At 61.8% G+C, this 24,524-nt stretch carries 26 protein-coding genes, 1 tRNA gene and 1 pseudogene; 15 read left to right on the forward strand and 13 right to left on the reverse strand.

The window, feature by feature from the left end; translation table 11 throughout:
* Nucleotides 1-9: 9 nt before the first annotated feature.
* The 5 genes from kdpB to AC3CB8_RS28865 all read right to left on the reverse strand — a co-directional run bounded on the left by kdpB (nt 10) and on the right by AC3CB8_RS28865 (nt 5,224).
* The gene (kdpB, locus tag AC3CB8_RS28845; protein WP_352563680.1) at nt 10-2,103 is read right to left on the reverse strand and encodes a potassium-transporting ATPase subunit KdpB; all 2,094 of its coding nucleotides are present in this window, start codon (nt 2,101-2,103) and stop codon (nt 10-12) included.
* Nucleotides 2,100-2,339 carry a hypothetical protein gene (locus tag AC3CB8_RS28850; RefSeq protein WP_245273799.1) on the reverse strand — a complete coding sequence of 80 codons (240 nt, stop codon included), beginning with the start codon at nt 2,337-2,339 and terminating at the stop codon, nt 2,100-2,102. Before AC3CB8_RS28850 ends, kdpB begins: the two co-directional genes overlap by 4 nt.
* The gene (gene kdpA / locus AC3CB8_RS28855) at nt 2,323-4,026 is read right to left on the reverse strand and encodes a potassium-transporting ATPase subunit KdpA (protein ID WP_352563679.1); all 1,704 of its coding nucleotides are present in this window, start codon (nt 4,024-4,026) and stop codon (nt 2,323-2,325) included. Before kdpA ends, AC3CB8_RS28850 begins: the two co-directional genes overlap by 17 nt.
* 20 nt (nt 4,027-4,046) lie before the next feature.
* A complete protein-coding gene (gene kdpF, locus AC3CB8_RS28860) occupies nt 4,047-4,136 on the reverse strand; it encodes a K(+)-transporting ATPase subunit F (protein WP_352563678.1) in 90 nt (29 codons plus the stop codon).
* 368 nt (nt 4,137-4,504) lie between these two features.
* Nucleotides 4,505-5,224: a Crp/Fnr family transcriptional regulator gene (locus AC3CB8_RS28865; RefSeq protein ID WP_023770574.1), complete on the reverse strand. Its 720-nt coding sequence runs from the start codon at nt 5,222-5,224 to the stop codon at nt 4,505-4,507.
* 218 nt (nt 5,225-5,442) lie between these two features.
* Here AC3CB8_RS28865 and AC3CB8_RS28870 point away from each other — a divergent pair, with 218 nt between their 5' ends.
* The gene (locus AC3CB8_RS28870; RefSeq protein WP_023770575.1) at nt 5,443-5,679 is read left to right on the forward strand and encodes a DUF6894 family protein; all 237 of its coding nucleotides are present in this window, start codon (nt 5,443-5,445) and stop codon (nt 5,677-5,679) included.
* Nucleotides 5,680-5,796: 117 nt separating this feature from the next.
* On the opposite strand, the gene AC3CB8_RS28875 is transcribed toward AC3CB8_RS28870, so the two are convergent.
* Nucleotides 5,797-6,099 (reverse strand): DUF982 domain-containing protein, encoded by a 303-nt coding sequence (locus tag AC3CB8_RS28875; RefSeq protein WP_023770576.1) that lies wholly within the window; start codon nt 6,097-6,099, stop codon nt 5,797-5,799.
* 528 nt (nt 6,100-6,627) lie between these two features.
* Here AC3CB8_RS28875 and AC3CB8_RS28880 point away from each other — a divergent pair.
* The 4 genes and pseudogenes from AC3CB8_RS28880 (at nt 6,628) to AC3CB8_RS28895 (ending at nt 9,672) form a co-directional block, all read left to right on the forward strand.
* Nucleotides 6,628-6,879 (forward strand): hypothetical protein, encoded by a 252-nt coding sequence (locus tag AC3CB8_RS28880; protein ID WP_352563677.1) that lies wholly within the window; start codon nt 6,628-6,630, stop codon nt 6,877-6,879.
* A 360-nt stretch (nt 6,880-7,239) separates the two neighbouring features.
* Nucleotides 7,240-7,953, forward strand: coding sequence for an SOS response-associated peptidase (locus AC3CB8_RS28885; protein ID WP_023793806.1), 714 nt, complete (start codon nt 7,240-7,242; stop codon nt 7,951-7,953).
* Between the two features lie 250 nt (nt 7,954-8,203).
* Nucleotides 8,204-8,572, forward strand: coding sequence for a hypothetical protein (locus AC3CB8_RS28890; protein ID WP_352563676.1), 369 nt, complete (start codon nt 8,204-8,206; stop codon nt 8,570-8,572).
* A 154-nt stretch (nt 8,573-8,726) separates the two neighbouring features.
* Nucleotides 8,727-9,672: pseudogene (locus AC3CB8_RS28895) on the forward strand (IS1595 family transposase).
* 187 nt (nt 9,673-9,859) lie between these two features.
* On the opposite strand, the gene AC3CB8_RS28900 reads toward AC3CB8_RS28895, so the two are convergent.
* Nucleotides 9,860-10,996 (reverse strand): RelA/SpoT domain-containing protein, encoded by a 1,137-nt coding sequence (locus tag AC3CB8_RS28900; RefSeq protein WP_352563675.1) that lies wholly within the window; start codon nt 10,994-10,996, stop codon nt 9,860-9,862.
* A gap of 513 nt (nt 10,997-11,509) precedes the next feature.
* Nucleotides 11,510-11,599 (reverse strand) — tRNA-Ser (locus AC3CB8_RS28905).
* 368 nt (nt 11,600-11,967) lie between these two features.
* Between AC3CB8_RS28905 and AC3CB8_RS28910 the strand changes: the two genes are divergently transcribed.
* The 4 genes from AC3CB8_RS28910 (at nt 11,968) to AC3CB8_RS28925 (ending at nt 14,971) form a co-directional block, all read left to right on the forward strand.
* Nucleotides 11,968-12,702 (forward strand): hypothetical protein, encoded by a 735-nt coding sequence (locus tag AC3CB8_RS28910; RefSeq protein ID WP_352563674.1) that lies wholly within the window; start codon nt 11,968-11,970, stop codon nt 12,700-12,702.
* Between the two features lie 132 nt (nt 12,703-12,834).
* On the forward strand, nt 12,835-13,158 hold the full coding sequence (locus AC3CB8_RS28915) for a hypothetical protein (RefSeq protein WP_023770578.1): 324 nt from the start codon (nt 12,835-12,837) through the stop codon (nt 13,156-13,158).
* 245 nt (nt 13,159-13,403) lie between these two features.
* Entirely contained in the window at nt 13,404-14,393 is a 990-nt protein-coding gene (locus AC3CB8_RS28920) for a BMP family lipoprotein (protein ID WP_023770579.1), read from the forward strand.
* A gap of 101 nt (nt 14,394-14,494) precedes the next feature.
* Nucleotides 14,495-14,971: a GNAT family N-acetyltransferase gene (locus AC3CB8_RS28925; RefSeq protein ID WP_352563673.1), complete on the forward strand. Its 477-nt coding sequence runs from the start codon at nt 14,495-14,497 to the stop codon at nt 14,969-14,971.
* Here AC3CB8_RS28925 and AC3CB8_RS28930 read toward each other — a convergent pair.
* Nucleotides 14,950-15,348 carry a hypothetical protein gene (locus tag AC3CB8_RS28930; protein ID WP_023770580.1) on the reverse strand — a complete coding sequence of 133 codons (399 nt, stop codon included), beginning with the start codon at nt 15,346-15,348 and terminating at the stop codon, nt 14,950-14,952. The genes AC3CB8_RS28925 and AC3CB8_RS28930 overlap by 22 nt on opposite strands.
* Nucleotides 15,349-15,370: 22 nt before the next feature.
* On the reverse strand, nt 15,371-15,577 hold the full coding sequence (locus AC3CB8_RS28935; RefSeq protein ID WP_198026135.1) for a SlyX family protein: 207 nt from the start codon (nt 15,575-15,577) through the stop codon (nt 15,371-15,373).
* A 216-nt stretch (nt 15,578-15,793) separates the two neighbouring features.
* Between AC3CB8_RS28935 and AC3CB8_RS28940 the strand changes: the two genes are divergently transcribed.
* From AC3CB8_RS28940 to deoA, 6 genes are all read left to right on the forward strand, one after another.
* Nucleotides 15,794-17,326, forward strand: coding sequence for an ABC transporter ATP-binding protein (locus AC3CB8_RS28940; RefSeq protein ID WP_352563672.1), 1,533 nt, complete (start codon nt 15,794-15,796; stop codon nt 17,324-17,326).
* Nucleotides 17,323-18,462, forward strand: a complete 1,140-nt coding sequence (locus AC3CB8_RS28945) for an ABC transporter permease (protein ID WP_023781208.1) — start codon at nt 17,323-17,325, stop codon at nt 18,460-18,462. The genes AC3CB8_RS28940 and AC3CB8_RS28945 overlap by 4 nt, the downstream gene beginning before the upstream one ends.
* A gap of 1 nt (nt 18,463) precedes the next feature.
* Complete coding sequence (locus AC3CB8_RS28950) at nt 18,464-19,435, forward strand: ABC transporter permease (RefSeq protein ID WP_023770582.1); 972 nt, start codon at nt 18,464-18,466, stop codon at nt 19,433-19,435.
* 65 nt (nt 19,436-19,500) lie between these two features.
* Entirely contained in the window at nt 19,501-19,893 is a 393-nt protein-coding gene (cdd, locus tag AC3CB8_RS28955; protein ID WP_023781207.1) for a cytidine deaminase, read from the forward strand.
* A gap of 13 nt (nt 19,894-19,906) precedes the next feature.
* A complete protein-coding gene (locus AC3CB8_RS28960) occupies nt 19,907-20,716 on the forward strand; it encodes a purine-nucleoside phosphorylase (RefSeq protein WP_023781206.1) in 810 nt (269 codons plus the stop codon).
* On the forward strand, nt 20,716-22,035 hold the full coding sequence (gene deoA / locus AC3CB8_RS28965; protein ID WP_352563671.1) for a thymidine phosphorylase: 1,320 nt from the start codon (nt 20,716-20,718) through the stop codon (nt 22,033-22,035). The genes AC3CB8_RS28960 and deoA overlap by 1 nt, the downstream gene beginning before the upstream one ends.
* Before the next feature lie 6 nt (nt 22,036-22,041).
* On the opposite strand, the gene AC3CB8_RS28970 is transcribed toward deoA, so the two are convergent.
* The 3 genes from AC3CB8_RS28970 to AC3CB8_RS28980 form a co-directional block, all read right to left on the reverse strand.
* Nucleotides 22,042-22,605: a TIGR02281 family clan AA aspartic protease gene (locus AC3CB8_RS28970; RefSeq protein ID WP_023770586.1), complete on the reverse strand. Its 564-nt coding sequence runs from the start codon at nt 22,603-22,605 to the stop codon at nt 22,042-22,044.
* Nucleotides 22,606-22,725: 120 nt separating this feature from the next.
* Nucleotides 22,726-23,355 (reverse strand): uracil phosphoribosyltransferase, encoded by a 630-nt coding sequence (upp, locus tag AC3CB8_RS28975; protein WP_015315749.1) that lies wholly within the window; start codon nt 23,353-23,355, stop codon nt 22,726-22,728.
* 148 nt (nt 23,356-23,503) lie between these two features.
* Nucleotides 23,504-24,478, reverse strand: a complete 975-nt coding sequence (locus AC3CB8_RS28980) for an adenosine deaminase (protein ID WP_352546687.1) — start codon at nt 24,476-24,478, stop codon at nt 23,504-23,506.
* Nucleotides 24,479-24,524: the final 46 nt, after the last annotated feature.

Raw genomic sequence — 24,524 nt, forward strand, 5'->3', positions numbered from 1 at the left:
GAATGATCCTTATGCAAGGCCGAGGGCCGTGACGGCCATGTCGATTATCTTGATGCCGACGAACGGCACGACGATGCCGCCGAGGCCGTAGACGAGAAGGTTGCGGCTGAGCAGCGCACCCGCGCCGATCGCCCGGTACTTCACGCCGCGCAGCGACAACGGGATCAGCGCGATGATGATCAGCGCGTTGAAGATGATGGCCGACAGGATGGCGCTCCGCGGTGTCGCCAGATGCATGATGTTAAGCGCTTGAAGCGGACCTGTGGTCTGGCCGGGCGCGACGTAGAAGACGGCGAACATGGCCGGGATGATGGCGAAATACTTGGCCACGTCATTGGCGATGGAGAAGGTGGTCAGCGAGCCGCGCGTCATCAACAGCGCCTTGCCGATCTCGACGATCTCGATAAGTTTGGTCGGATCACTGTCGAGGTCGACCATATTGCCGGCCTCGCGAGCAGCGACCGTGCCGGTGTTCATGGCGACGCCGACATCGGCCTGGGCGAGGGCTGGCGCATCATTGGTGCCGTCGCCGCACATCGCGACCAGCTTGCCCTTGGCCTGCTCGTCGCGGATCAGCTTCAGCTTGTCCTCCGGTGTCGCCTGGGCAAGGAAATCGTCGACGCCGGCTTCGGCCGCGATGGCCGCTGCCGTCATCGGGTTGTCGCCGGTGATCATGACCGTGCGGATGCCCATCTTGCGCAGCTCGGCGAAACGCTCGCGGATTCCGCCCTTGACGATGTCCTTGAGGTGCACGATGCCGAGCAGGCGCCCGTCCCGCTCGACCGCCAGCGGCGTGCCGCCGGATTTCGCAACCTCATCGGCGATCGCCTGCAAATCCCTGATCGTGTCGCTGTTCGGGCGCGTCGCGCTGCTGGCCGATGTCGCCTGGCTGACATGGGCGAGCACGGAATCGACCGCGCCCTTGCGTACCGAGGAACCGTCGATGTCTACGCCGCTCATGCGGGTCTGCGCGGTGAAGGGCACGAAGGTAGCACGCAATGTCGCCATGTCGCGGGCACGGATGGCATACTTTTCCTTGGCCAGCACCACGATCGAGCGGCCTTCCGGCGTCTCGTCGGCGAGCGAGGCAAGCTGTGCCGCGTCCGCCAGTTCCTGCTCGCTGACGCCCTTGACCGGGCGAAATTCCGTCGCCTGGCGGTTCCCGAGCGTGATGGTGCCGGTCTTGTCGAGGAGCAGCGTGTCGACGTCGCCGGCGGCTTCGACGGCGCGACCCGACATGGCCAGCACATTGAAGCGCACCAGCCGGTCCATGCCGGCAATGCCGATGGCCGACAGCAGCGCGCCGATCGTGGTCGGGATGAGCGTCACGAACAGGGCGACGAGCACGGTCACCGAAATATAGCCGCCCGAGTAGTGGGCAAAGCTCGGGATGGTCGCTGTAGCCAGCACGAAGATCAGCGTCATGCCGACGAGCAGGATGTTGAGCGCGATCTCGTTGGGTGTCTTCTGGCGCTCGGCGCCTTCGACCAGCGAGATCATGCGGTCGAGGAACGTGTGACCGGCGGCGGCGGTGATGCGCACGCGGATCCAGTCCGACAGCACCTGCGTGCCGCCGGTGACGGCCGAGCGGTCGCCGCCGGATTCGCGGATCACCGGTGCGGACTCCCCCGTGATCGCCGCCTCGTTGACCGAGGCGACGCCCTCCACCACCTCGCCATCGGACGGGATGATGTCGCCGGCCTCGACGAGAACGACATCGCCGACCTTCAGGCTGGTGCCGGGCACCAGCTTGAACCTGGTGCGGTCCTCGCCCGTCAAAAGCTTGGCCTGGGTTTCGGTGCGGGCCTTGCGCAGCGATTCCGCCTGCGCCTTGCCGCGCCCTTCGGCGACGGCTTCGGCGAAATTGGCGAACAGCACGGTGAACCACAGCCACATGATGATCTGCAGCGTGAACAGCAAATCACCGCCGCTGGTGACGAGGTCCTTGACGAACAGCACCGATGTCAGCGCCGAGACGACGGCGACGACGAACATCACCGGGTTGCGGGCCAGCGTGCGCGGATCGAGTTTGCGGAAGGCGCCGCCGATGGCGGGCCACAGGATGCCGGCATCCATGATGCTGGCTGACTTTGACTGACTCATTTCGAAGCTCCGGCTTCAGTGTTGGTGTGCGGCGGCGATCGGTCGGATGCCGAGAAAAGATGAGGAAGCCCGTAGGCCAGCAGCCAAAGCGCGATCATGGCGGCGGCAAGCCCAAGAAACGTCGACATGGTCGGGAAGGGAGGCGGCAGCCCCTCCTTGCCCGGATCGGCCCGACGCCTGACATTGCGGCGCTTGTTGCTGAACCAGGACATGTCTGCCTCAGAATGTCTGTCCATGGATCATCGCCAGGTGCTCGACGACAGGTCCGACGGCGAGCGCCGGGAAGAAGGTCAGGCCGCCGACGATGACGATGACGCCGACCAGCAACCCGACGAACAGCGGACCGTCGGTCGGGAAGGTGCCGGCCGAGGCGGGGACGGTCTTCTTCGCCGCCAGCGCGCCGGCGATGGCGAGCGCCGGGATGATGACCAGGAAACGGCCCATCAGCATGCCGATGCCGAGCGTGATGTTGTACCAGGGCGTGTTGCCGCTGAGGCCGCCGAAGGCCGAACCGTTGTTGGCCGCCGCCGAGGTGTAGGCGTAGAGGATCTCGGAGAAGCCGTGCGGCCCGCCATTGGCGATCGATGCCACCGCGCTCGGCAGCACCACCGCGATCGCGGTGAAGATCAGCATCGCCAGCGGTAGGCACAGGATGGCCAGCATCGCCATCTTGACCTCCTTGGCCTCGATCTTCTTGCCGAGATATTCCGGCGTGCGGCCGACCATCAGGCCGGCGACGAAGACGGCGATCAGGATGAACATCAGCATGCCGTAGAAGCCGGCGCCGACGCCGCCGACGACGACCTCGCCGAGTTGCATGTTGATGAGCGGGATCATGCCACCGAGCGCGGTGAAGCTGTCATGCATCGCGTTGACCGCGCCGCAGGAAGCGGCCGTCGTGATGACGGCGAACAAAGCCGAGAGCACGATGCCGAAGCGGGTCTCCTTGCCTTCCATGTTGCCGCCGTCGATGCCCAGCGCATGCACCAGCGGATTGCCCGCGGCTTCCGCCCAATAGCAGACGGCGACGCCGGCGATGAATAGCACGCCCATGGAGGCGAGGATCGCCCAGCCCTGGCGCTGGTTGCCGACCATGCGGCCGAAGACGTTGGTCAATGCGGCGCCGACGACGAAGATCGACAGCATCTGGATCAGATTGGAGACGGCGTCGGGATTTTCGAATGGATGCGCCGCGTTGGCATTGAAGAAACCGCCGCCATTGGTGCCGAGCATCTTGATGGCGACCTGCGAGGCCACCGGCCCAAGCGCGATGGTCTGCTTGGCGCCCTCAAGCGTCGTGGCGTCCACGTAAGGCCCCAGCGTCTGTGGCATGCCGAGCCAGACATAGAACAGGGTGAGCACGATGCAGAGCGGCAAGAGCACATAGAGCGTGGCGCGCGTCATATCGACCCAGAAATTGCCGATCGATCTTCCGGAAGCGCGGGCAAAGCCGCGGATCAGCGCGATTGCAATGGCGATGCCGGTGGCGGCCGAAACGAAATTCTGGACCGTCAGCCCGGCCATCTGCACGAGGTAGGACATGGTGCTTTCACCACCGTAGTTCTGCCAGTTGGTGTTGGTCATGAAGCTGGCGGCGGTGTTGAAGGCGAGCGCCGGGTCGACCGCGCTCATGCCGGCGGGATTGTAGGGCAGACTGCCTTGCAGGCGTTGCAGGATATAGAGCACCAGGAAGCCCGCCAGGTTGAACAGCAGGAGAGCCACCGCATAGGTGGTCCAGTGTTGCTCCTCGCGCTCGCTGGTTCCGCAAATGCGGTAAAGCCCGCGCTCAAGCGGGCCGAGGATCGGTGAAAGCGGCGTGCGATCGCCATTGAAGACGCGGTGCATGTAGAAGCCAAGCGGCTTCACCAGCAAAACGAGGATCCCGCAAAAGACCAGGATCTGTATCCATCCGTTCAGTGTCATGGTTGTGGCTTTCCGTGCCTTCAGAAGCGTTCTGGACGAATGAGCGCGTAGGTGAGGTAGGCGAGCAGGAACATGGTCACGCCACCGCCGAGGATGTAATCGACAAGCATGGTCCGATCCTTCAGCCTAAATTCTATCGCAAGCTTTGACGTAGACGATGGACAGGCCGAAGAACAAAGCCCCGACCCCGAGAACAATAAAGTCCATTGTGCTTTTCCTTGCTTCCATTTTCTACCGTTCGCCTGCCAAAAACAGGTCGGCAATACCGTGAGACAGCGCGCAGCACTGCGGCGGCGCCCGACGGCTTTTGCTCGACGTGAATATGGACCCGATCACCATAAAGGTTCGAGACGGGGCGGATGGGAAAGAAATAGGAATTCTATAAAGGTTTCCGGCGCGGCTCGCCGTCGAAGAGCAGCTCGTCGACGCGGATTGCCGCGAAGGATATGCCGCAGCGCTTTGCGGCCTTGCTGGGACGCTACCGCGGCTCCCGCGTCAGGCTGAGATAGGTCGGATCGAACTCGGCGATTTCCTGGAGCCTGTGCCAATCCAGGATTGTCACCGTGTGATTTGCCCAGTTGACGACGCCGACTTTGCGCAAGGCGCCGATGACGCGGTTCATGTGTACGACGGAAAGACCGAGCACATCGGCCAGTTCGGCCTGTGAGAGCGGCAGATGAAAGCTCATGCCGTTGGTGCGCTGCACCACCTGCAGTCGTACGAAAAGCTCACAGAGGAGATGGGCTAGGTGTGAGGTCTTGGAGCGACGGCCCATGGCCACGATCCACTCGCGATGGATGGCGCCATCGACCAGCGTATCCAGCCACAGCAGCCGCGTCAGATGAGGCGCTTCCTCGGTGATGGCACGAAGCCGGCTGTGATCGGCGAACATGACATGGCAGGGCGACATGGCAACGATGCCGTGATCCATCGTCTTCAGGAGGAAGGCGTGGAGATCGACGAAATCGCCGGGCACCTGCAGCGAGGTGAACTGCCGGCCGCCGCTCTCGAGTACCTTATAGCGCGCCGCCAAACCGTCGAGGATGAGGGTCGAATAGGCGGGCCGCGCGCCCGATGCGACGATATCCTGACCTACCGCGAAATGCCGCTCGAAAGTCATGGCTTCAGCCAGCAGCGCCTTTTCAGCATCGGAAAGCGCGTCGTGCTGGGCGAGATTCAGATACAGGGATTCCAGCACCGCTATCTCCAGCGAAAGGGCTCAGAGCCGATCGCCAACTGTCGAAAGCAAGGGGCGGCTACCGAAGCACTAGGTCGTCGGGCGCCGGCGGGCATTAACATTTGTTAGAAGGCGCTTATTCGCCAACGAAGATCATCTCTTATGGAACAACGGCTTAGCCCGCGAATTGTCGATCAGTCTCTCTTGGCAATTTCATCAGCTCGGGATTCGGCCCCATCATGCCCAGATACTTTCTTGACCTTTACAATGGCGATGGCCTGACGGTGGATGACCATGGTCAGGTGTTCGACTCGCGCGAGCGTCTGCGGCGCGAGGCAATTCTCATCCTGCCCGACATCATTCGCGACGAGATGATCGAAAACGACCGAACGGCCATTACCGTGAAGGTGCGCGACGAGAGCGGGCGCCAGGTCTTCGAAGCATCGCTCGTCATCTCATCGAGTTGGTGTGATTGACCGCGGCCTGATCTGCGGACCCTCCGCAAGTTGGAATGGAAAAGCCCGGCTCGAAGCGCCACGCCGGGCTTTCGGGGCGGCCGTACGACCTGGCCACCGCGATGGCAAGTCGAACGATCAGGCGGCGTAGCCGCCATGGCCGCGTGCGACGGCCCGCGCCACGATGACAGGTTCGATCTCGGGCCAGAGAATACCGGTGGCTTCCGCGAATTCAACAAGCGCATGCCGCGCCTCGTCCCTCGTGATGCAGCCTTCCAGGGCTAGGCCGCACGCCTCGACGGCATTGTGATAAAGCGGACCACGGCGGGAGGTCGTCCAGTTGGTCAGGAAATCGTGCATTTCGGCCAGCGAGGCGATTTCGCGCTTGAAGCCCAGACCGACGGTCAGTGCGACGGGCGAATGAAACAGCTTGTCATGCATGAAGAGGGCTCCTGATTGGTCGCAGTGCTCGGAGAAATCCTGGCGGGATCTATGATGAGACGCCGGGAAACGCATCGCGAGCCAGGAGGTTCCGGAGCAAACAGGACACTTTGCGGACCGCACGCCTGAGTGCGCCGGAAATCTTACGTCCTGATCCACCGGCCCGGCGAGAAGACGATTAAGGCTCGATATAGCTAGGCTGTCCCAGAAGCGCCTGCGGAAAAGGGAAGCTGGCGGAGAGAGCGGGAAACGAAGAGCGAAAGATAACGTCAATGATTTCAATGGTTTATGGGTAATGGCAGTCATTTTGTAGCAGATTGCGGGGCTGGTTTTGTCACCGCTTCCCGTTGACGTTCCCGCTTCGGCTAGCGCTATCTTGGTCGAAATGGTTGGGGGCCGTTTCAGCGTTCGGTTTGAGATTCACAGCTAAGCAAGGTGATGGGTCGGATTTCGGTTTTAGACGATCACATTGTATATGGACCGGCTCGATCACTCACCATCGGTGGTGCAAAAGACGATATGCTGAGGATGGAAGGCGCGAATGCGCAGGCTGGACGGGTTGCGGTAACAGCAGGGGCGCTGTCAAAGTGCCCGATCCACGATGATGTCTTCATCGATCAAATGGATAGCGCTTCGTTGGAGGACGCCTATCGCATAGGTGCAGCAAAGGTTCGTGATTGCGAGATCGACTCTGACCACAAGGAGTTCATGGCCGCGATCAAGAGGATTGTTGAAGAAAGCGCCATGGATTGCGGCTACTGCGCAAAGAACGACGACTGACAACCAGGGCATGCCTCTGACGCGCGGTTTAAGACTTTGTGGATTATCCACATGACGCTTTCGCTCGAAGTTTGATCAAGGCTTGGCAGCGGTCGTAAAAAGCTTCGCAAGGACGCCGAACCAACCCAGAACCGCTGCGCCAACGAGCCCTGCAATAGAGGTAAATTCGACGGTCTTCCTCCAAAATAACTTGCTCGCGGTGATCCGCTTGACCGTGCGCGACTCAATTATGTCCACCAGTTGTTCGACCGGTATGGACAAAACACCGATGCGGCGCGTCGCTTTTCCCCACGGGAACTACTCTTACCATCTTGGTCTGCCACGGTTGCGGTTTGATTCGGATTCCGCAATTCTAGGCTAATGTGCAACCTCTACAACATCACCACAACCCAAGAGGCGGTCCGCCAATGGACGCGCGCCTTGCGCGATATCGTCGGCAATCTTGAACCGTCCGTTGATATCTATCCAAACCAGTCTGGCCCGGTGGTTCGCAATGCGGCGGACGGGCAGCGGGAGTTAGTCAAGCTGCTGTGGGGTCTACCCACGCCAGCGGAGCGCGTGAAAGGCAAGGCTGACTACGGCACGACGAACGTGCGCAATCCACAGTATGGCCACTGGCAGCAGTATGTCGGGGTCGAGCATCGGTGCGTCGTGCCAGTTACGAGTTTCGCGGAACCTTCGCCTACACCAGGCGACAAAGACCCTGAAACCGGCGTCCAACGAAACTATTGGTTCGCGCGCAATGAAAGCCAACCGCTGTTCTTCTTCGCCGGCCTGTGGACGCCCTGGCAGGGCGTGCGCAAGGTCAAGGACGGTCCCGGCGACTTCGAGCTCTACGCTTTCATGACGACCAAGCCGAACGCCCTCATCACGCCAATCCATGAGAAGGCAATGCCGGTGATCCTGACCACGCCAGAAGAGACCGAGACCTGGCTGACAGCGCCTTGGTCGGAAGCACGCCACTTGCAGCGGACCGCGCCCGACGACGCGCTGGTGATCGTTGAGAAGCCCGCCACGCAGATCAAATTTCCGCAACAGGCGCCCTCGACGCCTGCCCAGGGGTCGCTGTTCTAGACTGCCTCAACCCCATTTAATCCACATGATCAAAAGGATTCCCGCAAGGACGGATGTCCCCATGGACAGAGGCATCCAGTTCAGGATCTTCCACGGACCTATCCAATCGTCAGGGTGATCTAGCCAGGGCGCTATGACGCCGACAGCGTGAAGGAAGTCGAAAACTGTAACCGAAGTCCATTCGCCGCTTTGTAGAAACCACAAAGCCTGTATTCCGAGAACAACGGCGGGGCCGATCATGAGTATCACCATGATGACCAGCAACAGGACCGCTATATCACGCGGGCTTGTCTGCATCATGTCCCCTCCCGGCACCGGCACCCCAATGGGCACGGGCGAGAATTGCGACCAGAAAGACACCGACACGCTCTGGCTAGCCATCGTCGCGCCAGATTACTTGGCGCACCATGCGGACGCCGGCAAGCCGCCGAACGCGTATCTTCAAGCCGTCGGATGCGCTCGGCAACAGGATGTCGATATCGAACTCACGGCGCTTACAGCGCTCGCACCGCATGTGACGTTCAACATCCCAAAATGGAATATCCCCAAGCAGCTTGGCGAGGTCGCCAGCCGCGTAGTGGCGCGTGATGTTGCAGGGGATACACCGGACGCGGATTAGCTGGCCGATCTCATGCGCACGGCACAAGGTCTGCACAAGGCGGCGTGATCGTCGGCTGGGTTCCGGCATTGCCGAAAATAGGAACTTATTCCGCATATTATACTTGACGTACCCAAGCAATCGGAATAGGTTGATTCCATAAGGAGTTAGACCGATGTCCGTGCTTTCAGACCGCCACTTCCACGACGAAGCCGCCGCCTACAAGTTTGTAGAGGCCAGGATTTGGCCGAACGGCCCCGTTTGCCCGCATTGCGGCGGCTTTGAGCGCATTTCGAAGATGGAAGGCAAGAGCACCCGCATTGGCACCTACAAGTGCTACCAGTGCCGCAAGCCCTTTACCGTGAAGATCGGCACCATCTTTGAAGCCAGCCACGTCAAGCTCAACCATTGGCTACAGGCGATCTTCCTTATCGCTTCGTCCAAGAAAGGCATTTCGAGCAACCAGCTTCACCGCACCCTTGGCGTGACCCTTAAAACCGCATGGTTTATCTCGCACCGCATCCGCGAAGCTATTCGCGACGGCAAGCTTGGCCCGCTTGGCGGCAACGGCATGATCGTTGAGGCGGATGAAACCTATTTCGGTTCCCGCGAAGAGAAGCGCACCACCCGCACCAGCGGCGAACCCTTCATCAAGAAAGGCAAGAGCGGCCCGTCGAACAAGCGCGCCGTGCTTGGCCTTATCGAGCGCGGCGGCAACGTGCGACTTCCACGTTGCGCAGGCGACCAAGGTCAACGTTGCCGAACTGGTGACTGATAACGTTGCCCGCGAAAGCACCCTCTACACCGACGAAAGCCGCCTCTATACCGGAATGGGTGATCACTTCGCCACTCACGATAGCGTCAAGCATTCGGCTGGCGAGTACGTTCGTGGCGTCGTCCATTCGAACACCATCGAAAGCTATTTCAGCATCTTCAAGCGCGGTATGCGCGGCACCTACCAGCATTGCGCCGAGAAGCACCTTCACCGCTACCTTGCGGAATTTGACTTCCGCCATAATTCGCGCGTAGCCCTTGGCGTGAACGACGAAGCGCGGGCCGCTCGCATCCTTGATGGTGTCGTCGGCAAGCGCCTGACATATGAAACGACTAGTGCAAGGTGAGGCACCCTATGGCGTCTGGCGACCCTCCAAATACCGCCCCAAAGCCAAGTGGAAAAAAGGCAAAGCCGCTTAGTCAGAAAGAGCAATCCGAGCGGTTTAAGGAGGCCGCTCGGGAGCTAGAGGCTGACGAATCTCGGGAGAACTTCAATCAGGTGTTTGAACGCATCGTTCGGAAAACTCCGAAAAACTAGCGCTTATCGAACCATCTGGTGTAGCGCCTGTATAGCGCGCCTAAGTTGGCAGCCTCACGCGGCTTGACCGCAACCACTTGGGGCTTTGCCATGCTGTATTCGACGGGCTTTCTGCCGTCGCAAATTTCCCTGAGATTGCTGACAAACAGTGACACGTCTCCGAAATAATTCGGGTACATCTGAACGAGCTTGCTGATTTTCCCAACCTCGACCAACACAACCTTATCGTCATCCTGACCAGATACGATTCTGAATTCGGCTTCGCCAAGCTCTTGAGTGGCGACGATGATGCTATCGTAGCCTTCAACGACGACAGTGTGGTCTTTGCGGTATCTAATCAGGAAATATTTTCCGGCATCAAGCCTATTGGTTTCCGCGAAATGAGTGGCGTTCTTGATGTTCTCAAGGACGCTGGTGGCGCGAAGCTTCTGGTTCAGATCCCTAAGCTCTTTAATGCGCGCGCCGTGGTCTGGCATGCCCTCGACGATTGGACATTCCTCGACATAAGAAAACTCGGCACCCGCCAATTCAAACAGGCGTCGCCAGTCTTGGTCACCTTGGCCGTGCTTGTAATCTTCGCCACGGTAGAGGCCAGCCGCCTCGACAGCGGTAGCCCAAGAATGCTGCAACCTGGTACGTATCTGTAGCTCAACTCGCCTACCTGCAAACACTTCCTGATCTTCGCTGCCGGGCTGGAAGGTGAAAACCATGTGATGACTGCGGTAGCCGTCTGGCTTGGGCCTATCGATGTACGGGTATCGTTGCCTAATTGCGTGAGGAAACTTCTCTTCAATTTCCGCAATCAAAGTCCTGACGCCTCGAATGTCGTGCATGATGGCGCGGCACCCGCCAAGATCGTTCATCTGGTCAAACTTGACGGTAGTGCTGCCAAGCTTCCTCCGTATCGACGGCATGCGCTTAGGGCGAGCTGCCATGTCGCCGCGAATGTCGAACTGCCGGAGCTTATGGCGCACCGAATAGAAGACCGACCGCATAGGCATGATGTGCGAATCGCGGAAGCTATTCGCCACAGCGAAAGTCTCAACGACGGAAGCAAATTCGTCGCTGGTTATATCTCGGCTGAAGGCAATGTCCTGCGCCAAGCGGTCCCCTGCCTTGCGGACCGCCTTCATGCTGAACCCCAAGTGCGGGTAATCAGTCATCGAGCCTATGAACCGGCAGAAGTCTTCCGACCGCCTATTTTGTTGAGCGGCAAAATCGCCGCAAGGGAATCATTCAACATTGTTCATACCTCATTGGGTACGCGAAGTACAATATGCTGAACTTATTCCTGATTGAGTCAATTCCGTCTTGACTCTTTTGTTCTGTTTTTGTTCACTATCACAAACTAGCGTTTGGAGTAATCGCCATCGACCACATTGTCACACTCGACGGTCGCCAGGAAGCCGCCCTTCAGGTCGTCGCCGACAACTTCGTTGCCTCGCACAAGGGCGACGTGATGAAGGCGCTAAAAGAGATGATCGTTTTAAACGGACATCTGCAAGAGCTGCTTGATGCGATCGCCGGCGAACTCAAATACCCGCCTCGTCGATAAAACGCCGATAGGCGGGCGTTCGGGCCAAAAGTGTTACCCATGTCCCCGGTATAAACCGTAACCCATGTGTCCAGAATGGACCGGGGATGTCTGGCGGAGAGAGCGGGATTCGAACCCGCGTTACGGTCTCCCGTAAACACACTTTCCAGGCGTGCGCCTTCAACCACTCGGCCACCTCTCCGTCCTTGCATTTTTCGCGACGGCCGGTTTCGCCGCGCGGGTTGGGGACAATGCGGTCCCTTCAGGGAGCGGTAGCGATTTCCGCTATGGGTGCCGCCAACCAGCGGACACCTCTCCCGGCACCTGAGCCGTCAAAGCAACAGGCGCGGGGCTCATCTAGTCGATCCCGCGCTGAATGCCAAGCCATAACGACAGTCTATTCGCTTTGCCGGCCACACAACGCCTCGTGAGGCCGCCGCGGCATCCGGTTCAAGGTGCCGACGCCCCGAATAATGTGCACAGACGAGCCCGCAAGGCCGGCCGCGCTTGACTTCGTCGCGGGCCACCTGTCGAGTGGAACAGAGGCTTTGCGGGGGGCATCGTCTGGGCATGACATCAGGCAGTGAACAACCGGGCGGTGGCATGCCGGTTAGTGGGCAGGCGCCAACCGGGCGGCCGGACAGCGGGCTGTCCTACGTGCCGGCGGGCTGGCTCATCTTCGTCATGGCATGGTCGGTCTACGGCCTGGCCTCCGCCTGGTGGCTGACCGGCAATTCCGGCCTGCCGGACAGGATCTTCTATTTCCTCCTTGGCGGGCTTGCCGTCGACATCATCACCATCCTGTGGGGGCTTTATTTGCTCGGCCTTGCCTTTGGCCGCTCGGCGCGCTTCCCGCGTCAGTTCATCATCTGGCAGGTGGCGACCATCGCCTGGGTGCTGGCCAGGCAGGCCTATGTGCTCGCCGTGCCCGATTTCGTCTTTTCCGCCAGGAGCCTGCTTATCGGCGGCGCCGAAATCGCCATCGGCCTGCTCTGCATCTATCTGCTGCGCCGTGGCTCCGGCGCCGAGGGCGTCTATGCTAGGCCGCGCGCCGAAGCGCCGTCGGTCTTCGTTTCCATCGTGGCTGCCTTGCTCGGCATCGTCCTGGGCGCGGTCATCGGCGCCGTTGGCGGATTCCTGGCTGGCTCGGTGATCGCCGATGTCGCCGAGGTCAGCTGCTTCGAGGGCGGCTGCGGCTACTTTGCCGCCTTCATCGGACTGGCCGGGCTGGTGGTCGGCGCCATTGCCGGAGGCATTCTTGCCGTCTGGCTCGTTCACCGCCCCAGGCGCCAGCCGGTCGCATAGGAGCTCAGAAAGCGCTGGCCTTCAAATTCGCGTATCGCGATTGCAGCCGAACCGCACGCATTCTATGTCTGTTTCGGATATGTGCCGGTGGTCTTCTGGTCAGCGTCCAGGGTGAACCGGGGGAGAGCCTTGATGTTTCGCTTCGTCTTTCGTCTTGCGGCCATGGTCGCGCTGTCGGTTTCCGTCATCATGGCGGTGCTCGACACGACGCGCACGGTGGCGGCTTCGGCCCTTGTGCTGACCCCGCTCAACGCCAGTTGGCTGGCCGTCTCGCCGGACACGCGGGCCGCCTTCGAAACCTTCGTCCGCGCCAAGGCCGGTCCGCTGCTGTGGGACACAGTCATCGCCTGGGGGCTCAACCAGCCGGGCTTTGCCGTCTTCGCGGTGCTGGCCTTCCTGCTGTACGCCATCGGTTATCGGCGGCAGCGGCGCACGGGACAGTTCGCCACCAACTGAACCCATCTCCCGCACCATTCCGGCCGGCTGTTGAAAGCTTGCACGCAAGATCGGATCGCGGCGGGGCTTGCCCATGGTACGCTTTTCCAAAAGGTCAAAATTCCGCGTGAATTTTGTTTCGGGCCGTGCCAGATTGCCCGGGAGCGGGAGGGGAATGCACTCCTGGCTAACGTCGTTTGCTTGCCGGAGAACCGGGCAGGCAGGCGGTGTGTAACGGAAAAAATAACCGACAGGGTGTGGATCACATGAAACGTATCGTTCTCGGCCTCCTGGCCGCAACCGCAATGGTTCTTCCGGCATTCGCCGCGGATGTCCAGCCGGCCATCCTCTATGATCTGGGTGGCAAGTTCGACAAATCCTTCAATGAGGCTGCCTACCATGGCGCCGAAAAATTCAAGACCGAGACCGGCGTCGCCTATGTCGAGTTCGAAGTATCCAACGCCTCGCAGCGCGAGCAGGCGCTGCGCCGCTTCGCCGAGGACGGCCACAACCCGATCGTCATGGCCGGCTTTGCCTGGGAGGATGCGCTGAAGAAGATCGCGGCCGAATACCCGGACCTCAACTTCGCCATCATCGACGATGCGGTCGACCTGCCCAATGTGCGCTCGCTGGTGTTCAAGGAGAATGAAGGCTCCTATCTCGTCGGCATCATGGCCGCGATGGCGTCGAAGTCGAAGAAGGTTGCCTTCGTCGGCGGCATGGACATCCCGCTGATCCGCAAGTTCGAATGCGGCTATGTCGGCGGCGCCAAGTCCGCTGGCGCGACCGACGTCATCCAGAACATGACTGGCGATACGCCGGCGGCGTGGAACGATCCAGCCAAGGGTGGCGAGATCGCCAAGACGCAGATCGACCAGGGAGCCGACGTGGTTTACGCGGCCGCCGGCGGCACCGGCGTCGGTGTGCTGCAGGCGGCGGCGGATGCCGGCAAGCTCGGCATCGGCGTCGATTCCAACCAGAACGGACTGCAGCCCGGCAAGGTGCTGACCTCGATGCTGAAGCGCGTGGACGTTGCCGTCTACACCGCCTTCATGGATGGCAAGAACGGCACCTTCAAGGGTGGCGTCGAGAATCTGGGCCTCAAGGAAGGCGGCGTCGACTACGCCATGGACGACAACAACAAGGCACTGGTGACCGACGAAATGAAGGCGGCCGTCGAAAAAGCCAAGGCCGACATCATCGCCGGCACGGTCAAGGTGCACGACTACACAGCCGACAACGCCTGCCCCTATTGATCCGCGGCGCCATACGGCCATGATCCGCAACCGCTGGGCGAAAGCCCGGCGGTTTTGCTTTTGCCGATCGAACGAAGCTCGCGGATGGCATGGAGCGAGAAATGCAGCCGACGATCGAACCCATGAACGGGCATGACATCGAAGTCGTGGCGCGACTGCGGATTGCCGCCTTCTTCGAGGGGACGGGAAGGACGCTGGAAGAGGATGCCGCAGGGCTCCGCAACCTGCTGACCAGCGACGGTCTTGAAAAGGCTCTGGTTGCCCGTGTGAACGAAGTGCCGGTAGGCACCTGCCTGCTGGTCCGCCATGAACTGGAACCGGCGCATGATCTGACACCGTGGCTGGCCGGGCTTGTCGTCGATGCCGACCATCGGGGCAAGGGAACCGGCACCGCGCTCGTCAAGGCGATCGAAGCGCATGCGGCATCAGCCGGGGTCGAGACGCTCTACCTCTACGCCTGGCAGGCGCGCGATTTCTACGTGGCGCTCGGCTGGGACGCGATCGAGGTGTGCGAGCAGGATGGCGAAACGATGATGCTGATGTCGCGCCGGCTCGATCACAATGTGCCCAGGAGATAGCCGAGCGCGAAGGCCGCAATCAGCCCGGCCATGACGACAAGTCCATGCCTACCGCCGAGCGAATGCACGCCGACGCCGTACGGCTGTCGGGACGGGTTTCGGATTACTGTCGGCGACTTGGCATCGTTGCCGCCCAGGCCAACGCCTCGCATCTGCGGCATTTCGGCGAGGCGCTGCGTAACCAGTTCCCAATGATTGACGCCGGCTGGCTGTTCGGCCCGATCGAAGACATGCATGCGTTCGGCCAGTTGCACCACCGCGTCGCGGAACGCAGGGTCGATCTCGAGATCGCGCTCGGCCCGCTCGCGGTCGGCATCGTTCATCAGGCCCAGCACATAGTCGCCGGCCCTTGCGATACGATCGCTCTCACCGGCCATGATCCGTGCCCTCCCCCTCTCCTCACCAGTGTGGCGGCTTGGTCACCGGCACATCCTGTGCCGACTGCTCTTCAAGCGCCAGGAAGCGGTCGGTCAGCGCATCGAGCTTGCGCTGCATGCGTTCGATCACCTTCCACTGCTCGGCGATCTGGCCCGACAGTTCCTCGATGGTCTTCTCCTGCTCGGCGGCGCGGATTTCCAGCGTCGTCAGCCGGTCGGCGGGCATGATCATGCAAAGTCCCCAGTTTGTACCGCGACACCTTCCGCCGCAACGTCAAATCGACCTCGTCATAGTAGCGAATGTGAGAGCTTCGGCCACGTTCGAAATTGACAAGCGTGCGGGGATTTGTCGAGAGTGGATGCTGCTCCGGACAATTGGCATAAGCGGAGCGCCATGCTAGGCGTTTTGACCAAGCGATAAAAAAATAAGAGTGGGACAGGCTGCATGGCGCAAGCCGCAATCGAACTGATCGGCATCAACAAGAGTTTCGGCGCGGTGCGCGCCAACCGCGACATCAATCTGGAGATCGCGCGCGGCACCATCCATGGCATCGTCGGCGAAAACGGCGCCGGCAAGTCGACGCTGATGTCGATCCTCTATGGCTTCTACCAGGCCGACAGCGGCGAGATCCGCGTCGGCGCCAAGCCGGCATCGATCAAGACACCCAACGACGCGATCGCGCTCGGCATCGGCATGGTGCACCAGCATTTCATGCTGGTCGACAATTTCTCGGTGCTGGAGAACATCATCCTCGGCGCCGAAACCGATGCGCTGCTGAAGAGCAGCATCGCCAAAGCGCGCTCCGAGTTGGACCGGCTTGAGCGAGAATACGGGCTGGAAGTCGATCCCGATGCGATCATCGAAGAACTGCCGGTCGGCCTGCAGCAGCGCGTGGAAATCCTGAAGGCGCTTTATCGCGGTGCCGAAATCCTGATCCTCGACGAGCCGACGGGCGTTTTGACGCCGGCCGAGGCCGACCACCTGTTCCGCATCCTCAGGCAGTTGAAGGAACAGGGAAAGACGGTGGTGCTGATCACCCACAAGCTGCGCGAGATCATGGCCATCACCGACACCGTGTCGGTGATGCGTCAGGGCACGATGGTGGCGACCCGGGAGACCAGGAAAACCACGGTCGAGGAACTGGCCGAACTGATGGTCGGGCGGCGTGTCCTCTTGAGGGTCGAAAAGGGCGAGGCCGAGGCCGGTGCCGTCAAGCTCGCGGTCAAGAACCTGACGGTCAGGGATTCGCGCGGCGTCACCATGGTCGACGACGTCTCCTTCGATATCAGAGCCGGCGAGATCGTCGGCATCGCCGGCGTCGCCGGCAACGGGCAATCCGAGTTGCTTGAGGCGATTTCCGGCATCAGGCACGCCGTTTCCGGTTCCGTGACGCTCGACGGCAAGCCGATCGATCTCACCGGTAAGGCCGATCCCGGCGAATTGCGCGACCGTGGCCTCGCCCACGTACCGGAAGACCGCCACCATGTCGGGCTGGTGCTGGCCTTCGAGGAGAACGAGAATTCCATCCTCGGCTACCACGACGATCCCCGTTACCTCAGAGGACCGTTCCTCAACATCGATGCAATCATGGCCGACGCCAGGGACAAGATCGAGAAATACGACATTCGTCCCGGCAATCCGCGCCTGAAGACGGCCAATTTTTCCGGCGGCAACCAGCAGAAGATCGTGCTCGCGCGTGAAATCGAACAGGATCCCGGCGTGCTGATCGTCGGACAGCCGACGCGGGGCGTCGACGTCGGCGCCATCGAGTTCATCCACAAGCGCCTGATCGCAATGCGCGACCAGGGCAAGGCGGTGCTGGTGGTCTCGGTCGAGCTAGACGAGATCCGCTCGCTTTCCGACCGCATTCTGGTGATGTTTGCCGGAAGGGTCGTCGGCGAGCGTGGCCCCGACGCGACCGAAGGCGAGCTTGGCCTGCTGATGGCCGGTGTCGAGCATCAGGAGGCGGCGCAATGAGCACGCCTTACGCCAAATTGCCTGCCTGGGCCGACTACGGGCTGATCCCGCTGATCAACCTGTCGGTCGCCTTCATCGTCGCTGGCTTCGTCGTCATGCTGGTCGGCGAAAACCCATTCCGCGCCGCCGTCATCCTGGTCGAAGGCGCCTTCGGCAAGGGCACAGGCATCGCCTTTACCCTCTTCTATGCCACGACGTTCATATTCACCGGGCTTTCGGTGGCTGTGGCGGCGCATTGCGGACTGTTCAACATCGGCACCGAGGGACAGGCCTACATCGCCGGCCTCGGCATCGCCATCGTCTGCCTTTCCCTCGACAGCACACTGCCCTGGTGGCTGACTTTTCCGCTGGCGATCGTGGCCTCCGCACTCGTGGGCGCATTGTGGGCGTTGATCCCCGCCTACCTGCAGGCCAAGCGCGGCTCGCACATCGTCATCACGACGATCATGTTCAACTTCATCGCCGCCTCGATCATGGTCTACCTGCTGGTCGGTCCGCTGAAGCCGGCAGGGTCGCAGGCGCCGCAGACGCGCAACTTCCTCGCCGGCGCGGAGTTGCCGAAACTCAACTGGATCATCGAATTGTTCGGCGCCAAGATCCGATCGGCCCCGCTCAACATCTGCTTCCTGCTGGCGCTGGTGATGGCTTTCCTGGTGTGGCTGCTGATCTGGCGCACCAAGCTCGGCTACGAGATGCGCACCTATGGCCACAGCCCGAAAGCGGCCCGCTATGCCGGCATTTCGGAAACCCGCATCATCATCACTGCGATGATGATTTCGGGCGCTCTGGCCGGCATGATGGCGCTCAACCCGGTGATGGGCGACCAGCACAATGTCGCGATCGACTTCGTTTCGGGCGCCGGGTTCGTCGGTATCGCCGTGGCGCTGATGGGCCGCCTGCATCCGGTCGGCATCGTGCTGGCGGCGATCCTGTTCGGCATGCTTTACCAGGGCGGCGCCGAACTCGCCTTCGAGATGCCGGCAATCAGCCGCGACATGATCGTCATCATTCAAGGATTGGTCATCCTCTTCGCCGGCGCGCTGGAGCATATGTTCCGGCCGTATATCCAGGCTCTGTTCGCCTCGTTCAGCCCGAAGTCGGTGGGCATGCAGGCCGTCAACGGGAAGGGCGCCTGAGATGGATATCTTCAACGCGGTCATCCAGGTGCTGGACTCTACCATCCGCCTGTCGGTGCCGCTGCTGCTTGCCTGCCTCGCCGGCCTCTATTCGGAGCGGGCCGGCATTTTCGACATCGGCCTCGAAGGCAAGATGCTGGTCGGCGCCTTCGCGGGTGCTGCCGCGGCTTCGGTGTTCCATTCCGCGCTTATCGGCCTCGGCATGGCGATCCTGATCTCCGTCGCCTTCGCTTTGGTGCACGGCTTTGCCTCGATCACCCATCGCGGCAACCAGATCGTTTCGGGCGTTGCGATCAACTTCGTCGCCGCCGGATCGACCATCATTCTCGGCCAGGCTTGGTTCCAGCAGGGTGGCCGCACGCCGGCGCTACAACCGGGCGAACGATTCGAGGCGATCATCTGGCCCGGCGCCGATGCAATCAGGGGCGTGCCGATCATCGGTCCGATCTATGCCGAACTGATCTCCGGCCATTCGATCCTCGTCTATTTCGCCTTTGCGATGGTGCCGTTCACCTGGTGGGTGCTGTTTCGCACGCGCTTTGGGCTCAGGCTGCGCGCGGTCGGCGAGAATCCGGCCGCGGTCGACACCGCCGGCATCTCGGTCGCCTGGCTGCGCTATCGCGCGCTGATCTGCACGGGCATCCTGACCGGATTCGCAGGGGCCTATCTTTCGATGGTGCAGAATGGCGGCTTCGTGAAAGACATGACGGCGGGCAAGGGCTACATCGCGCTGGCCGCGCTGATCTTCGCCAAATGGAAGCCGGTCAACGCCATGTTCGCCTGCCTGCTGTTCGGCTTCCTCGACGCGGCGTCGATCCGCCTGCAGGGAACACCGCTGCCCATTGTCGGCAAGGTGTCGGTGCAGTTCATGCAGGCCCTGCCCTATATCCTCACCGTGATCCTGCTTGCCGGCTTCATCGGCAAGGCCATCCCGCCGCGCGCCGGCGGCGTGCCCTATGTCAAGGAACGCTAACGCTCGACAGTTCGGCGCGGACGAAGCGCCGGGTTTTGGACATGATCGTCGGAGAGAACACCTGAATGTCGCATGATCTGTTCGAAGCGGCCAAGGCAGCCATGGCCAAGGCCTATGCGCCCTATTCCAAGTTCCCGGTGGGCGCCGCCCTACGCACCGAGGACGGACGCGTCTTCACCGGCGCCAATATCGAGGTCGCCTCTTATCCGGAAGGCTGGTGCGCCGAGACCACCGCGCTTGGCCATTACATCATGGGCGGCGGCGGCAAGATCGTTGAAATCGCCGTCCTTGCCGAACGCATGGCCAAATGCTCGCCTTGCGGCGGCTGCCGCCAGCGGCTGGCCGAATTCTGCCGCCCGGAAACGAAGCTCTATCTCTGCGACGCTGCGGGCGTCGCAGAAACGGTCACGATGGGCGACATGCTGCCCTATGGCTTCCGCGGCGACATCTTGAAATGAAGAGTTGGCTGATATGACGCAAAAAACGGTCGACCACCTTATCGAAAGGCTGGACGGCCTGGCGCCGTCGACCGCTCTGGTGTTGGGTTCCGGCTTGGGCGGCTTGGTCGACCGGATCGAGAATCCGATCCGCGTCTCCTATGCCGACCTGCCCGGCTTTCCCAGGAGCGGTGTCAGCGGCCACGCCGGCCAAGTGGTCGCCGGCCTGTTTGCCGGCGTTCCGGTGCTCATGCTGTCCGGCCGTGCCCACTATTACGAGCATGGGGACGCCGCGGCGATGCGGCCGGTGCTGGAGGTGCTCGCCGGCATCGGCGTCACGAAACTGATCCTCACCAACGCAGCCGGCTCGGTCGATCCGGATATGCCGCCGGGTTCGGTGATGCTGCTCACCGATCATATCAACTTCTCCGGCACCAATCCGCTGATCGGCGAGCCCAGCGACCGCCGTTTCGTCGGCCTGACCGAAGCTTATGATGCCGGCATCCGCGAGGCGATCGAAGGCGCGGCGAAGGCGACCGGCACAGCGCTGCACAAGGGCGTCTACATGTGGTTCTCGGGCCCCTGTTTCGAGACACCGGCCGAAATCCGCATGGCGCGCATCATGGGCGCCAACGCCGTCGGCATGTCGACCGTGCCGGAAGTCATTCTCGCGCGTTTCCTCGGCCTGCGCGTCGCCGCCTGCTCGGTCATCACCAATTTGGCCGCCGGCATGACCGGAGCCGAGCTTTCGCACCAGGAAACCAAGGACATGGCGCCGGTTGGCGGATCGCGGCTGGCAACGGTGCTGCAGCGCGTGTTCCGTGACGGGCTGCTGGAGAGCTGATGCTTCCACAGGAAATCATCCGTCACAAGCGCGACGGCCACAGGCTGGCGCCTCACGAGATCGCCGCCTTCATCGACGGCGTGACGTCTGGTACCGTAACCGACGGCCAGGTCGCGGCCTTCGCCATGGCGGTGTTCTTCAACGGCATGAACCGCGACGAGGCGGTGGCGATGACGCTGGCCATGCGCGATTCCGGCGACGTGCTCGACTGGTCGGATTTGCCAGGCCCTGTCACCGACAAACATTCCACGGGCGGTGTCGGCGACAATGTCTCGCTGATGCTGGCGCCGATCGTTGCCGCCTGCGGTGCCTATGTGCCGATGATCTCGGGCCGCGGCCTCGGCCATACCGGCGGCACGCTGGACAAGATGGATGCCATTCCCGGCTACATCAGCCAACCCGACATCGCGCTGTTCCGCAAAGCCGTGCTGGAAACCGGCTGCGCCATCATCGGCCAGACCGCCGACCTGGCACCTGCCGATCGCCGGCTCTACGCCATCCGCGACGTGACCGGAACCGTGGAGTCCGTGCCGCTGATCACCGCATCGATCCTGTCGAAGAAGCTCGCGGCGGGTCTGCAATCTCTGGTGCTCGACGTCAAGGTCGGCAATGGCGCGTTCATGGAGAAGTCCCGGGATGCGACCGCGCTTGCCAATAGCCTCGTCGAGGTCGCCAGCGGCGCCGGACTGAAAGTCTCGGCGCTGATCACCGGCATGAACGAACCGCTTGCCTCCGCCGCCGGCAATGCCGTCGAGGTGCGCAATGCCGTCGATTTCCTGACCGGCCGCCTGCGCGACCGGCGGCTGGAGGAGGTGACGCTGGCGCTGGCCGCCGAAATGCTGCAGTCGGCGGGACTGGTATCATCGAACCAGGACGGCATGCGCCGCGCCACCGAGACGCTCGCCAGCGGTCGCGCCGCCGCGACCTTCGCGCGCATGGTGACCGTGCTCGGCGGCCCGGCGGACTTCATCGAGAAGCCGGAGAAATATCTGTCGGAAGCAGAAACGGAAATCGCGGTGAAAGCGACGTCAGAGGGTTTCGTCACTGGCATCGCCACCCGCGACATCGGTCTTGCGGTCGTCGGCCTAGGCGGTGGCCGCACCCGGCCCGACGACAAGATCGACTCCTCGGTCGGCATCACCAGGCTGCTGCCCATAGGCGCGGAAGTACACGTCGGAGATGCCCTGGCGCTGATCCACGCCCGCTCACCGTGCGATGCCGAGACGGCAGCCGCGACCGTGCTCTCAGCCTATGCGATCGGTGCTTCGAAGCCGGCCGCCGACAAGTCGGTCATCCGGCGGATTCTGCCGCGTGGCTGAGTGGACCTACTGAACCAGCAGCAATGTGCCGTTCTCAGCCTGGTATTTGCCGAGCCTGTTGAGGAAGCTCATGCCGATCAGGTTGGTGCGCAGTGCCCTGTCGTCGAGCACGATCGCCTGCACACCCTCGACGCTGATGCTGCCGATCTGCAGGCGATCGATCGTCACCACGGCTGCCTTGATGGTGCCGTTGGCGGTGTTGACCTCGTGGCTGAAATCGGAGGGATTGAGCGACAGTCCGATCCGACGTGCCGTCGACGTATTGACCGCGACCAGCGTCGCACCGGTGTCGATCATGCCGTCGACTTGACGGCCGTTGAGCTTGAAGGTCGACGAGAAGTGTCCGCGCCCGTCCGCCGCGACCACGACCTTCCGGCCGGTCGGCAGCGGCGCTACCGGCTTGTCGGGAACGGAAGCCAGGCTGACATCCGGTTGCGTCTCGCCCGCTGGCTTGGCCGTCACCGCCGATTTCAGCAGGTTTTCGAATATTCGCGGATTCGACTGGTAAACGACCGGGATCGATGCCGACGCACCGGCAAAGACGCTGAGAATGAGAAGCTTGCGCAGCATGGATCGGCCTTTGTGAAGAGCTGATCATTAGCGCCGGATGGTGTTTGCCGCTTTAACGCGCGCCGGAACCCCGTCTTTGCGTAAACGCCTGGTAAAAAACACCAAGCACATTGTTCGGTATTACTTCGTCCCGTACATGCGGTCGCCGGCATCGCCAAGGCCGGGCATGATGTAGCCCTTCTCGTTGAGCTGGCGGTCGATGGACGCGGTAAAGACCGGAACATCCGGATGCGCCTTGGTAAAGCGCTCGATGCCTTCTGGCGCCGCCAGCAGGCACAGGAAGCGGATGTTGGTGGCGCCGCGCTCTTTCAACTTGTCGATCGCCGCGATCGCCGAATTGGCTGTCGCCAGCATCGGGTCGACGACGATGACCAGCCGATCGGCGAGGTCGCTCGGCGCCTTGAAGAAATACTCGACGGCCTCCAGCGTTTCGTGATCGCGGTAGAGGCCGACATGGGCGACGCGGGCCGCCGGCACCAAGTCGAGCAAACCTTCGAGCAAGCCGTTGCCGGCGCGCAGCACCGAGGCGAAGACCAGCTTCTTGCCCTCCAGCGTCGGAGCCTCCATCGTCTCCATAGGCGTTTCGATGGTTGTCGTTGTCAGTTCGAGATTGCGGGTGACCTCATAGCCGAGCAGCAGCGATATCTCACGCAGCAACCGCCGGAAGCCGGCCGTCGAGGTCTCCTTCTTGCGCATGATGGTCAGCTTGTGCTGGACAAGCGGATGATCGACGACGGTGACGCCCTTCATGATGTTCTCCTGATGCGTGTCGCCCGAGACCGCGCGCATGGATCCTTTCGGATATGCCGCGCTTCAAGCTGCTTGGGCGAACCCTAGCGACAATGGACCGGCCAAGGAACCGCTTGGCCCGCACCGACCACAGCTTTGTCGGAAGAAATCAGCGTGTCGCGCCGTTCAGCCGGGCGAGAAGCGCTGTCTTGGTCTTCCTGTCGACGAAGGCGGCTTCGATGGCTGTTCTGGTGACAGCGGCAAGCGCCTTTTCGCTCATCGAGAAATGTTCGGCGGCGATATCGTATTCGCGCTTCAGCGAGGTCCAGAAATAGGGCGGGTCGTCGGAGTTGAGTGTCACCTTGCAGCCGGCCGCCTGCAGGGCGGGAAAGGGATGATCGGCGAAACTGTCGAACACCTTGAGCGCGATATTGGAGCCGGGGCAGCATTCCAGCACGACACCCTCGTCGGCGATACGCCGGACAAGGTCGGTGTTTTCGATGGCGCGCACGCCATGGCCGATGCGCGACGGGCGGATATGGTCGAGTGCCGCTTGGACGGTTTCCCAGCCCGTCAGTTCGCCGGCATGGACGGTGATGCCGAGCCCGGCCTCGCGCGCGATCTCGAAAGCCCTGACATAGTCCTCCATCTCGCCCACGCGCTCATCGCCGGCGACGCCGAACCCGGTGACCAGCGGGTGGCCGCAACGCGCCGCGAAGCGTGCCGCACGCTCGATCGACTCGACACCGACATGGCGCACGCCGGTGACGATCATGCGCCCCTCGATGCCGGTTTTTGCCTTGGCGCGCAGCATGCCTTCGCCGAGCGCATCGGTGTAGGCCTTGGGTGACAGCCCGGCTTTCGCCGCGTGGTCCGGCGAGGTGAACACCTCGGAGTAGATGGCGCCATCGCGGGCCAGGCTGGTCAGATAGTGGTCGGCCAGCCGCGCATAATCCTCCTCGGTCCGGAACAGGTCGGCGGAGAAATCATAGGCTGCGAGAAAGGAGGTGAAATCGTGCCAGACGAAGGAACCGTTCTGGATATAAGGCGAGGTGTCCTTGTCGTATTTCTGCGCCTGGCGGATGACGAGATCGGGCGCCGCTGCCCCTTCGATGTGGCAGTGCAGTTCCGCTTTCAGAGGCATTCAATCATCCCGTCGGTCAGTCCAGGTCTTGAAACCCACCACCTGG

The sequence above is a fragment of the Mesorhizobium sp. P160927 genome (assembly GCF_057766385.1).

Bases quoted from the DNA above. Each gene is read 5' to 3' on its own strand.
- kdpB (WP_352563680.1), bottom strand. From the start codon at position 2,103: ATGAGTCAGTCAAAGTCAGCCAGCATCATGGATGCCGGCATCCTGTGG.
- AC3CB8_RS28850 (WP_245273799.1), bottom strand. From the start codon at position 2,339: ATGGACAGACATTCTGAGGCAGACATGTCCTGGTTCAGCAACAAGCGC.
- kdpA (WP_352563679.1), bottom strand. From the start codon at position 4,026: ATGACACTGAACGGATGGATACAGATCCTGGTCTTTTGCGGGATCCTC.
- kdpF (WP_352563678.1), bottom strand. From the start codon at position 4,136: ATGCTTGTCGATTACATCCTCGGCGGTGGCGTGACCATGTTCCTGCTC.
- AC3CB8_RS28870 (WP_023770575.1), top strand. From the start codon at position 5,443: ATGCCCAGATACTTTCTTGACCTTTACAATGGCGATGGCCTGACGGTG.
- AC3CB8_RS28875 (WP_023770576.1), bottom strand. From the start codon at position 6,099: ATGCATGACAAGCTGTTTCATTCGCCCGTCGCACTGACCGTCGGTCTG.
- AC3CB8_RS28880 (WP_352563677.1), top strand. From the start codon at position 6,628: ATGGAAGGCGCGAATGCGCAGGCTGGACGGGTTGCGGTAACAGCAGGG.
- AC3CB8_RS28885 (WP_023793806.1), top strand. From the start codon at position 7,240: ATGTGCAACCTCTACAACATCACCACAACCCAAGAGGCGGTCCGCCAA.
- AC3CB8_RS28890 (WP_352563676.1), top strand. From the start codon at position 8,204: ATGATGACCAGCAACAGGACCGCTATATCACGCGGGCTTGTCTGCATC.
- AC3CB8_RS28900 (WP_352563675.1), bottom strand. From the start codon at position 10,996: ATGAAGGCGGTCCGCAAGGCAGGGGACCGCTTGGCGCAGGACATTGCC.
- AC3CB8_RS28910 (WP_352563674.1), top strand. From the start codon at position 11,968: ATGACATCAGGCAGTGAACAACCGGGCGGTGGCATGCCGGTTAGTGGG.
- AC3CB8_RS28915 (WP_023770578.1), top strand. From the start codon at position 12,835: ATGTTTCGCTTCGTCTTTCGTCTTGCGGCCATGGTCGCGCTGTCGGTT.
- AC3CB8_RS28920 (WP_023770579.1), top strand. From the start codon at position 13,404: ATGAAACGTATCGTTCTCGGCCTCCTGGCCGCAACCGCAATGGTTCTT.
- AC3CB8_RS28925 (WP_352563673.1), top strand. From the start codon at position 14,495: ATGCAGCCGACGATCGAACCCATGAACGGGCATGACATCGAAGTCGTG.
- AC3CB8_RS28930 (WP_023770580.1), bottom strand. From the start codon at position 15,348: ATGGCCGGTGAGAGCGATCGTATCGCAAGGGCCGGCGACTATGTGCTG.
- AC3CB8_RS28940 (WP_352563672.1), top strand. From the start codon at position 15,794: ATGGCGCAAGCCGCAATCGAACTGATCGGCATCAACAAGAGTTTCGGC.
- AC3CB8_RS28945 (WP_023781208.1), top strand. From the start codon at position 17,323: ATGAGCACGCCTTACGCCAAATTGCCTGCCTGGGCCGACTACGGGCTG.
- AC3CB8_RS28950 (WP_023770582.1), top strand. From the start codon at position 18,464: ATGGATATCTTCAACGCGGTCATCCAGGTGCTGGACTCTACCATCCGC.
- cdd (WP_023781207.1), top strand. From the start codon at position 19,501: ATGTCGCATGATCTGTTCGAAGCGGCCAAGGCAGCCATGGCCAAGGCC.
- AC3CB8_RS28960 (WP_023781206.1), top strand. From the start codon at position 19,907: ATGACGCAAAAAACGGTCGACCACCTTATCGAAAGGCTGGACGGCCTG.
- deoA (WP_352563671.1), top strand. From the start codon at position 20,716: ATGCTTCCACAGGAAATCATCCGTCACAAGCGCGACGGCCACAGGCTG.
- AC3CB8_RS28970 (WP_023770586.1), bottom strand. From the start codon at position 22,605: ATGCTGCGCAAGCTTCTCATTCTCAGCGTCTTTGCCGGTGCGTCGGCA.
- upp (WP_015315749.1), bottom strand. From the start codon at position 23,355: ATGAAGGGCGTCACCGTCGTCGATCATCCGCTTGTCCAGCACAAGCTG.
- AC3CB8_RS28980 (WP_352546687.1), bottom strand. From the start codon at position 24,478: ATGCCTCTGAAAGCGGAACTGCACTGCCACATCGAAGGGGCAGCGGCG.